The following is an 8,891-nucleotide window of genomic DNA, read 5'->3' on the forward strand; positions in this document are numbered from 1 at the left end:
CCGGTAGCTCAGGCGACGCGGCGTACGGCCCGCGTCAGGTGATCGGCGTGCAACTGCTCGAGCCGCACGGCCGGCGCGCCAAGCCCGCGGGCCAGCGCAACGGCCAAACCCAGCCGCACATAGGAGGTTTCGCAGTCCACGACCACCGCGGCAGCGCCTTCGGCGGCCAGCCGGGCCGCCGCGGTGCGGGTGCGGCCCAACGGGTCCGGCCCACCCGTGGCCCTCCCGTCGGTGAGGACCACCACCAGGGCGCGCCGGGACTTGTCGCGCGCCCGTTCCCGGACGATCAGCTCACGCGCAGCCAGCAACCCCTCGGCCAGCGGGGTCTTGCCGCCGGTGTCGAATCGTGCGAGCCGCCGGCCGGCGATGTACGCGGACGACGTCGGCGGGAGCACCAGACTGGCCTCCCGCTGGCGGAACGTGATCACCGCGACCTTGTCGCGGCGCTGGTAGGCGTCACGCAGCAGGGACAGTGCGGCGCCGCTGACCGCAGCCATGCGATCCCGCGCCGCCATCGAACCGGACGCGTCGACGACGAACACCACCAGATTGCCCTCGCGCCCTTCGCGGACGGCCAGGCGGACGTCGTCGGGCCGTGGGCGCAGCGGGCCGGCACCGCCGTGCTCGGCGGCAGAGAGCAGCGTCGCGAACAGGTGCAGTCCCCGCGCGCCGGAGCCGGTGTCGCTCACGTCGGTCGCCGCGATCACGCCGCCGGTGGCGTTGCGGGCCCGTGATCGCCGTCCCGGGGTGCCGGCGCCGACTCCCGGAACCCTCAGTGCGCGGGCCCGGAAAGTCTGCGACGGCGGCGCGCTGGGCCGCGGCGCCTGCGGACGCGGCGCCTGCGGATGCGACGCCTGCGACTGTGGCGGCGAATCCTGTTGCAGCACTGGACCTTCAGAATCCGAAGGGGCTCCACCACCGGGCGGTTCGGGCTCCGGCTCGGGATCGCGGTCCCCGGCCCGCGCCAGTGCGGCGTCGAGCTGCTCGCGCTCGATGCCGGGGTCGTCGAACGGGTCGCGGCGGCGCCGATGCGGCAACGCCAATTCGGCCGCGATCCGGATGTCCTGCTCCTCGACGATGCCTGCGCCGCGCCAGGCGGCGTGGGCGACCGCGGTGCGGGCCACCACCAGATCGGCTCGCATGCCGTCGACGTCGAACGCCGCACACAGCGCCGCGATCCGGCGTAACTCGTTGTCCGGCAACACCACGTCGTCGACCTGAGCGCGCGCGGAAGCGATCCGCCGGGCCAGCTCGGCGTCGGCGCCCGCGTAACGCTCGGCGAAGGCGTCGGGGTCGGCCTCGTAGGCCATCCGCTGGCGGATCACCTCGACGCGGACGTCGACATCGCGGGAGGCGCGCACGTCGACGGTCAGGCCGAACCGGTCCAACAGTTGCGGGCGCAGCTCGCCCTCCTCGGGGTTCATCGTGCCGATCAGCACGAACCGCGCCTCGTGCGAATGCGAGATGCCGTCGCGCTCGACATGCACCCGGCCCATTGCCGAGGCGTCGAGCAGCACGTCGACCAGGTGATCATGCAGCAGGTTGACCTCGTCGACGTAGAGGACACCACCGTGCGCGCGTGCCAGCAGACCCGGCGAGAAGGCGTGCTCCCCGTCGCGCAACACCCGCTGCAGATCCAGCGAACCGATCACCCGGTCTTCGGTTGCCCCCAGCGGCATCTCGACCAGGCCCGCTCCTTCGCTGCCGGTCGCAGCGGACAGCAGCGCGGCGAGCGCCCGCACGGCGGTCGACTTGGCGGTCCCCTTCTCGCCACGGATGAGCGCCCCGCCGATCTCCGGACGCACGGCACACAGCAACAGGGCGAGCCGCAGCCGGTCGTGCCCGACGATCGCACTGAACGGATATGGCGTCACGGCAGCTCGGCCAAACCGGAGCCGGGCCGCAGCATCGGCACGTGCGGCACCCCGTCTTCGACGAAATCCTCACCGTCCCGGACGAACCCGTGTTGTACATACATGTCGGCCAGATACGTCTGCGCATTGATCCGGCACGGGTGGTCACCGACCTCGGCCAGCGCGGCGCGCAACAGCCGGGTGGTGTGGCCCTGACCACGCATATTGCGTCTGGTGCACAGTCGGCCGATGCGGAACGCCTTGGTGCCTCCGGCGTGTTCCTCCATCAGCCGCAGGGTGCAGATGACGTCGCCGCCGGCGGTTTCCAGCCAGAAGTGCCGGGTTTCGGTGAGCAGGTCGCGCCCGTCCAATTCCGGATAGGGGCAGGCCTGTTCGACGACGAACACCTCGATCCTCAGCTTGAGCAGCTGGTAGAGGGTGTGGGTGTCAAGGTCCTGCGCCCGGGCGCGACGCAGACTCATCGTTGTCACGCAACCTCCAGCTGTAAGGCCCGGCTGCCCCACGACCACACCTCGTCGAACAACGCCGGCTCGTCGGAAAGCTGCACGCCGAGGGATGGAACCATCTCTTTGAGCGCGGGGAGCCAGGATCGGTATCGGCGCGCGAAGCACCGCCGCAGCACATCCAGCGCGATCGGCACGGCGGTCGATGCCCCCGGCGAGCCCCCGAGCAGTCCAACGATCGTGCCGTCCGCGCCACTGAGGACGGTCGTGCCGAACTCCAGCGCCCCGCCCCTGCGCCGGTCGGGCCGGATCACCTGCACTCGCTGACCGGCCACCGTCAGCTCCCAGTCGGAATCCTCTGCGCTGGGGACGAATTCGCCCAACATGCGCATCCGCTCCGGCCCGGAGAGCCGCAGTTGGCCGACCAGATAGTTCACCAGCGCCCGTTCGGTGACGCCGACGCCGAGCATCGAAATCAGGTTGTTCGGCTTCACCGAGCGGGGCAGATCGGTGACATGGCCGTGCTTGGAGAACTTCGGCGACCAGCCCGCGTAGGGACCGAACACCAGCCACGCCCTGCCGTTGACCAGGCGCAGATCCAGGTGCAGCGCGCCCAGCGGCGGAGCCCCCGGCGCCGGGACCCCGTACACCTTGGCCCGGTGTGCGGCGGTGAGCGCCGGCTTGGCGGCGCGCAGGAAGCGACCGCCGATGGGGAAGCCGGCATAGCCGCGGGCTTCCCCGATGCCCGATCTCTGCAACAGCGACAGCGCGTCCCCACCGGCGCCGACAAAGACGAATTTCGCGTTGAGCCTGCGCCTTTCGCCGGTGCGGCGATTACCGAGCAACAACGTCCAACTGCCGTCGCCCTGGCGGGTGAGGTTACGCACCTCGTGACCGAACAGCGCGGTGGTTCCGTGCCGCACGCAGAAGCCGACGAGCTGGCGCGACAAGGCGCCGAAGTCGACGTCGGTGCCGTGGGGAGCCCAGTTCAGCGCGATGGGCTCGGTGAAGTCCCGTTTGGCGGCCATCAGAGGCAGCCGGCGCGCGAACTCGTCGGGGTCCTCGATCAGTTCGGTGCCGGCGAACAAGGGGTTGGGAGCCAGCGCCCGCTGCCGCCTTCGCAGATAGTCGACGCGCCGCGCGCCGCGCACGAAGCTGGCATGCGGAATCGGGTTGAGGAAGCCGCGATCGGCCACGATCCCGTTCGTGACGGCGTAGGCCCAGAATTGGCGGGTCACCTGGAACTGCTCGTTGACGTGCACCGCCTTGCCGATGTCGATCGACCCGTCGCGGCGCTGCGGGGTGTAGTTGAGCTCGCACAGCGCCGAATGCCCGGTCCCGGCGTTGTTCCAGGGACCACTGCTTTCGCCGGCGACGGCGTCCAGCCGCTCAACCAGGGCGATCGACCAGTCCGGTTCCAGCCGGCGCAGTAACGCCCCCAGCGTGGCGCTCATGATGCCCGCGCCCACCAGCACGACGTCAGTCCGCGCGGCCGCGGTTTGCTTCGCCACCGAATCGTCGATCCTTCCCTCGGTTGTGCCGATGCCCAGGCTATCGACCGGTGACGACCCCAAGACGTGCACCTCCCTGCGGCCACGCGTCGTGACCGCGCTTCAAGCTGGCCTCGCTTCAAGCTGGCCTCGCTTGAGCTGGCCTCGCCTTAAGCTGGCAAGGTGACTGGCTGGGTGCCCGACGTCCTGCCCGGCTACTGGCAGCGCACCCTGCCGCTGGGTCCCGATCCCGACGGCGAGGGCGAGATCGTCGCCACGCTGGTCCGGCGCGGCGGGCCACCGGGCGACGACGCTTCTCACGCGGTGCTGGCGGTGCACGGCTACACCGACTACTTCTTTCACACCGCCCTGGCGGATCACTTCGCCGACCGCGGCTTCACGTTCTACGCGCTGGACCTGCGCAAGTGCGGCCGATCGCGCCGCGACGGCCAGACCCCGCACTTCGTCACCCATCTGGACCGCTACGACGCCGAGCTCGGCCAGGCCCTGTCGGTGATCACCGAGCCAGCGCGCCCCGTCACAATCCTGGTGTACGCCCACTCCGCCGGCGGCCTCATCGCGCCGTTGTGGCTGGACCGGTTGCGGCGACGCGACGACGCCGCGCACGCCGACATCGGCGGCCTGGTACTCAACAGCCCGTTCCTGGACCTGCACGGCCCGGCCGTCCTGCGCCTGCCGGTGGCCTCGGCGGTGTTCGCCGCGCTGTCGCGGGTGCGGGCCAAAGGGGTGGCCCGGCCGCCCGCCCAGGACGGTTACGGCACCACCCTGCACCGGGACTATCACGGCGAGTTCGACTACGACCTGCGGTGGAAACCGGTGGGCGGCTTCCCGATCACGTTCGGCTGGCTGCACGCCGTCCGCCGCGGCCAGGCGCGCCTGCACCGCGGGCTCGACGTCGGCGTGCCCAACCTGATCCTGCGCTCGGACCACAGCGTCGCCGAATGCCGCGACCCGGCGGCGATGCAGCGCGGTGACGCGGTTCTCGACGTCAACCAGATCGCCCGGTGGGCCGGCTGCGTCGGGAACCATTCCACCGTCGTACCGGTGGCCGACGCCAAACACGACGTGTTCCTGTCCCTGGCGCAGCCGCGCGCACAGGCCTATCGCCGGCTCGACCGGTGGCTCGACGACTACCTCGACGCCGACAACACCGACGCTGCGGCTCCGGGGCGACGGTCGTGAGAACGTCGGTGAGCATCGGCGCAGGGGAAGAATCATCGTCGCCGGCCCGCAGGAATCGTCGATCCTCGAGGCGATGAGCTTCGGGCCGACTGCCACGGAGATTCTTGGGAACGCGCTGCCGGGCCGGTGCCGAGTTCAGTGAGTCGAGGGTCCGCGCGGATGCGGCGCGGGCTCGCCGGCCTGGCACCTCGGGCACAGCCCGCGCAGGGTCAGGCCGGCCCGCTCGGAGAGCGCGAACGAACTGCCCGCCATGGCCTGCTCGAGCGCCGAACTCAGCTGATCGGCGGGCACCTCGATGATCGAGCCGCACCGGGTGCAGACCGCGTGGTGGTGGGGGGCGGTGGCCAGCCCGTACGTGGTGACACCGCTGTCAAGGGTCAACGCGTGCAACACCCCTTGGTCGACCAACGTGGTGACCGTGCGGTAGATGGTCGCCAGGTCGGGCACGTGGGTGCCGGGCGGCACACACTCGCGCACCCGCGTGTGGATGTCGGCGACCGGCAAATGCCCGTGGACCGGCTCGAGCACCGCCAGCACCTGGATGCGTGACGCCATCCGCCGCAGCCCGCGGGCGCGAAGGAAGTCACCGATTCGTTCGGTGGCGGCGGGATCCAGGACGGACCGATCACAGGTCACCCGTCCAGTGTTGCCCCGGATCCGCGAGAGCGCCAGTTTCGCCGCGGCGCGGCGCGGTGCGGTGCGGTGCGGTGCGGTGCGGTGCGACGCCTCCTGCAAGTGACTTGCATCCAGGACGCCAGGCTGCTTAAAGTCGGGCCGGTTGCCGCCTGACCGATGTTGCCGCCTGACCGAAGCCGGAAGGATTCCCGTGTCCAATGCCCACCCCAACGGGCGACCGCCGTGGCAGGCCAAGATTCGCAGCGCCCTGACCGCGGCGGAGTGGTGGCGGCTGGGATCGATGTCGGCGTTCATCGTCGCACTGCACCTGGTCGGCTGGCTGACCCTGGTATTCCTGGTCGAGCCCGCGCAGCTCAGCGTGGGCGGCAAGGCCTTCGGTATCGGCATCGGTGTCACGGCCTACACCTTGGGCATGCGGCACGCCTTCGACGCTGATCACATCGCCGCGATCGACAACACCACCCGCAAGCTGATGAACGACGGGCAGCGCCCCCTTGCGGTCGGCTTCTTCTTCTCCCTGGGCCACTCCTCGGTTGTCTTCGCGCTGGCGGTGTTGCTGACCAGCGGGATCAAGGCGCTCGTGGGCCCGGTCGAGCACGATTCGGCGACGCTGCACCACTACACGGGCCTGATCGGGACCAGCGTCTCCGGGGGGTTCCTGTACCTGATCGCCGCAGTCAACATCGTCATCCTCGTCGGCATCCTGCGGGTGTTCGCCAAGCTGCGCCGCGGCCGCTACGACCCCGACACGGACGCAGCGGAGCTGGAACGGCAGCTGGACAACAGGGGACTGATCAACCGCCTGCTCGGGCGGTTCACCAGATCGATCACCCAGTCGTGGCACGCGTACCCGATCGGGTTGTTGTTCGGGCTCGGCTTCGACACCGCCACCGAGATCGCGCTGCTGGTGCTGGCCAGCACCAGCGCGGCGTCAGGCCTACCGTGGTACGCCATCCTGTGCCTGCCGGTGCTGTTTGCCGCCGGCATGTGCCTGTTGGACACCGTCGACGGCTCGTTCATGAACTTCGCCTACGGCTGGGCGTTCTCCAATCCGGTGCGCAAGATCTACTACAACATCACCATCACCGCACTGTCGGTGGTCGTGGCACTGCTCATCGGCAGCGTGGAACTGCTGGGGCTCTTCGCCGGCCAATTCGGCTGGCACGGCCCGTTCTGGGAATGGATCGGCGGGCTTGACCTCAATGCGGTCGGCTACTGCGTCGTCGGCATGTTCGTCGTCACCTGGGCCGTCGCCCTGGTCGTCTGGCGCTACGGCCGCATCGAAGAGAAGTGGAGTTCCCCTCCCGTCGGGGCCCAGCGCACGTCATAGGCCTCCACAGACCCTCCCGGAAAACGGCGGTTGGGGTGTACAACGGTGCCATGGGCTCCTCGGCGGCGCGCGGGCGCCGGTGATCCGCGGTGCATGAGCTCTCGCTCTGCGAGGCGATCGCCGGCGTGGCCAAGACGCATGCCGACGGCCGCCAGGTGGACGTGGTGCGGGTGCGCATCGGCGCTCTGCGCCAGGTGGTGCCGGAGTCGCTGTCGTTCTGCTGGACGCTCGTCCGGGACGCCGAGGACATGCCGGACGCCGAACTGGAACTCGAGTGCGTCACCGCCGAGGTCTGCTGCCGCGCGTGCGGTCAGCGGTCCGAGATCACCTCGGCGTGGTCGATCTGGTGCCCACGCTGCGACAGTTGCGACGTCGAGGTGGTGCGCGGAAACGAATTCCTGGTGACGTCATTGGACGTCTCGTGAAGGGGACGTCTCGTGAAGGGGACGTCTCGTGAAGGGGACGTCTCGTGAGGGGGACGTCTCGCAATGAATCGCGCTGACCATGGGTAGATTCCACCGGCACGACGACGGAACCGAGCATGAGCACGGCCACGACCACGACCACGACCACGACCACGGCGATCACAGCCACTACGGGACGGGCCGGCAGCGCGTCGAGGTGCTCGAGTCGATCTTCGCGGAGAACGACCTACTCGCCGGCGCCAACCGGGCGGCGTTCGAAAGCCATGGGATCCGCACCCTCAACCTGATGAGCTCACCGGGATCGGGCAAAACGACCGTCCTGCAGGCCACGCTGGACGCGCTGGCCGGTGAGATCGCGATCGGGGTGATCGAAGGCGACATCGCCACCGACCTGGACGCGGCCAAGCTCAGCGGCCGCGGCGCCCAGGTGTCACTGCTGAACACCAGCAACGGATTTGGGGGCGAATGCCATCTCGACGCGCCGATGGTCAATCGCGCACTGCCCGGCCTCGACCTGGAACTGCTGGATCTGGTGATCATCGAGAACGTCGGCAACCTGGTCTGTCCAGCCGAGTTCGACGTCGGCGAGCACGCCAAGGCCATGGTCTACTCCGTGACGGAAGGCGAGGACAAGCCGTTGAAGTATCCCGTGATGTTTCGCTCGGTGGATGTGTTGCTGCTCAACAAGATTGACCTGGTGCCGCATTTGGACGTCGACGTCGACACCTACGTGCGCCACGTTCGCCAGGTCAACGCGACGGCGACGATCCTGCCCGTCAGTGCCCGCACCGGCGCCGGCCTGGGTGCGTGGTTCGGCTGGCTGCGGCGGTTCGCCGGCATGCCGCCGGTCTGAACTGCGGTGCCCGGCTATCGACACCGGATGCCGGAAATCCCCGGCGCCTGGCCGGCCCCCCTGGCATGCGGCGCCGGCGTCGAGCGGCCAAACCTGCCGTTGCCCTGCGTTTTCCGCCTGATCCCGGGATTATGCACGCTGTGGTTGTTGAGCCGCTCTCGGTAACCGTTGACAAGGGCCACCCGCGGGAGTAGACCCAGAACCAGCGCTGTGCAAGTGGGCCGACGGTCGACTCCTGCGGCGCAGGGGCTCGGGCTGCCCCGGAAAGCTGCAGCATGCCAACAAAAGCAGCAGTCAAAGCGGAAGAAACGCTGATCCACGTTCTCTGGATCAATGCGGGCCTGAGTTGTGACGGCGATTCGGTGGCGTTGACCGCCGCCACCCAGCCCAGCGTCGAGGAGATCGCCCTCGGCGCGCTCCCGGGCCTACCGAAGGTCGCCGTGCACTGGCCGCTGATCGATTTCGAATGCGGCCCCGCCGGAGGGGCCGACGACTTCCTCGCGTGGTTCTTCAAGGCCGACCGCGGCGAACTGGAACCCTTCGTGCTGGTCGTCGAGGGCTCGATCCCCAACGAGAAGATCAAGGACGAGGGCTACTGGTGCGGCTTCGGCAACGACCCGGCCACCGGCCAGCCGAT

General features: G+C 69.4%; 8 protein-coding genes and 1 pseudogene. 5 read left to right on the forward strand and 4 right to left on the reverse strand.

Translation table 11 applies throughout. The annotated features are described in order from the left end of the window. Positions 1 to 8 precede the first annotated feature (8 nt). Genes AC2VOK_RS12970 through mqo form a run of 3 tightly spaced genes read right to left on the reverse strand, consistent with a single transcriptional unit; the run spans position 9 to position 3,828 of the window. On the reverse strand, positions 9 to 1,874 hold the full coding sequence (locus AC2VOK_RS12970) for a VWA domain-containing protein (RefSeq protein WP_428900834.1): 1,866 nt from the start codon (positions 1,872 to 1,874) through the stop codon (positions 9 to 11). After that, complete coding sequence (locus tag AC2VOK_RS12975; protein WP_428900835.1) at positions 1,871 to 2,335, reverse strand: GNAT family N-acetyltransferase; 465 nt, start codon at positions 2,333 to 2,335, stop codon at positions 1,871 to 1,873. Before AC2VOK_RS12975 ends, AC2VOK_RS12970 begins: the two co-directional genes overlap by 4 nt. Before the next feature lie 5 nt (positions 2,336 to 2,340). Beyond that, the gene (gene mqo / locus AC2VOK_RS12980; protein WP_428900836.1) at positions 2,341 to 3,828 is read right to left on the reverse strand and encodes a malate dehydrogenase (quinone); all 1,488 of its coding nucleotides are present in this window, start codon (positions 3,826 to 3,828) and stop codon (positions 2,341 to 2,343) included. 162 nt (positions 3,829 to 3,990) lie between these two features. Here mqo and AC2VOK_RS12985 point away from each other — a divergent pair, with 162 nt between their 5' ends. Further along, a complete protein-coding gene (locus AC2VOK_RS12985) occupies positions 3,991 to 5,010 on the forward strand; it encodes an alpha/beta hydrolase (protein ID WP_428900837.1) in 1,020 nt (339 codons plus the stop codon). Positions 5,011 to 5,145: 135 nt separating this feature from the next. Here AC2VOK_RS12985 and AC2VOK_RS12990 read toward each other — a convergent pair whose 3' ends face one another. Then, positions 5,146 to 5,646 (reverse strand): Fur family transcriptional regulator, encoded by a 501-nt coding sequence (locus AC2VOK_RS12990; RefSeq protein WP_428900838.1) that lies wholly within the window; start codon positions 5,644 to 5,646, stop codon positions 5,146 to 5,148. Between the two features lie 190 nt (positions 5,647 to 5,836). On the opposite strand from AC2VOK_RS12990, the gene nicT reads away from it, so the two are divergent. From nicT to AC2VOK_RS13010, 4 genes and pseudogenes are all read left to right on the forward strand, one after another. Next, entirely contained in the window at positions 5,837 to 6,976 is a 1,140-nt protein-coding gene (nicT, locus tag AC2VOK_RS12995; RefSeq protein WP_428900839.1) for a Nickel transporter NicT, read from the forward strand. Positions 6,977 to 7,065: 89 nt separating this feature from the next. Then, positions 7,066 to 7,401, forward strand: coding sequence for a hydrogenase maturation nickel metallochaperone HypA (locus tag AC2VOK_RS13000; RefSeq protein WP_428900840.1), 336 nt, complete (start codon positions 7,066 to 7,068; stop codon positions 7,399 to 7,401). 79 nt (positions 7,402 to 7,480) lie between these two features. Continuing rightward, positions 7,481 to 8,254 (forward strand): hydrogenase nickel incorporation protein HypB, encoded by a 774-nt coding sequence (hypB, locus tag AC2VOK_RS13005; protein WP_428900841.1) that lies wholly within the window; start codon positions 7,481 to 7,483, stop codon positions 8,252 to 8,254. Between the two features lie 275 nt (positions 8,255 to 8,529). Then, positions 8,530 to 8,891: pseudogene (locus AC2VOK_RS13010) on the forward strand (hydrogenase expression protein HypE); the annotation flags it as partial.

Source organism: Mycobacterium sp. TH-M116, assembly GCF_057473685.1.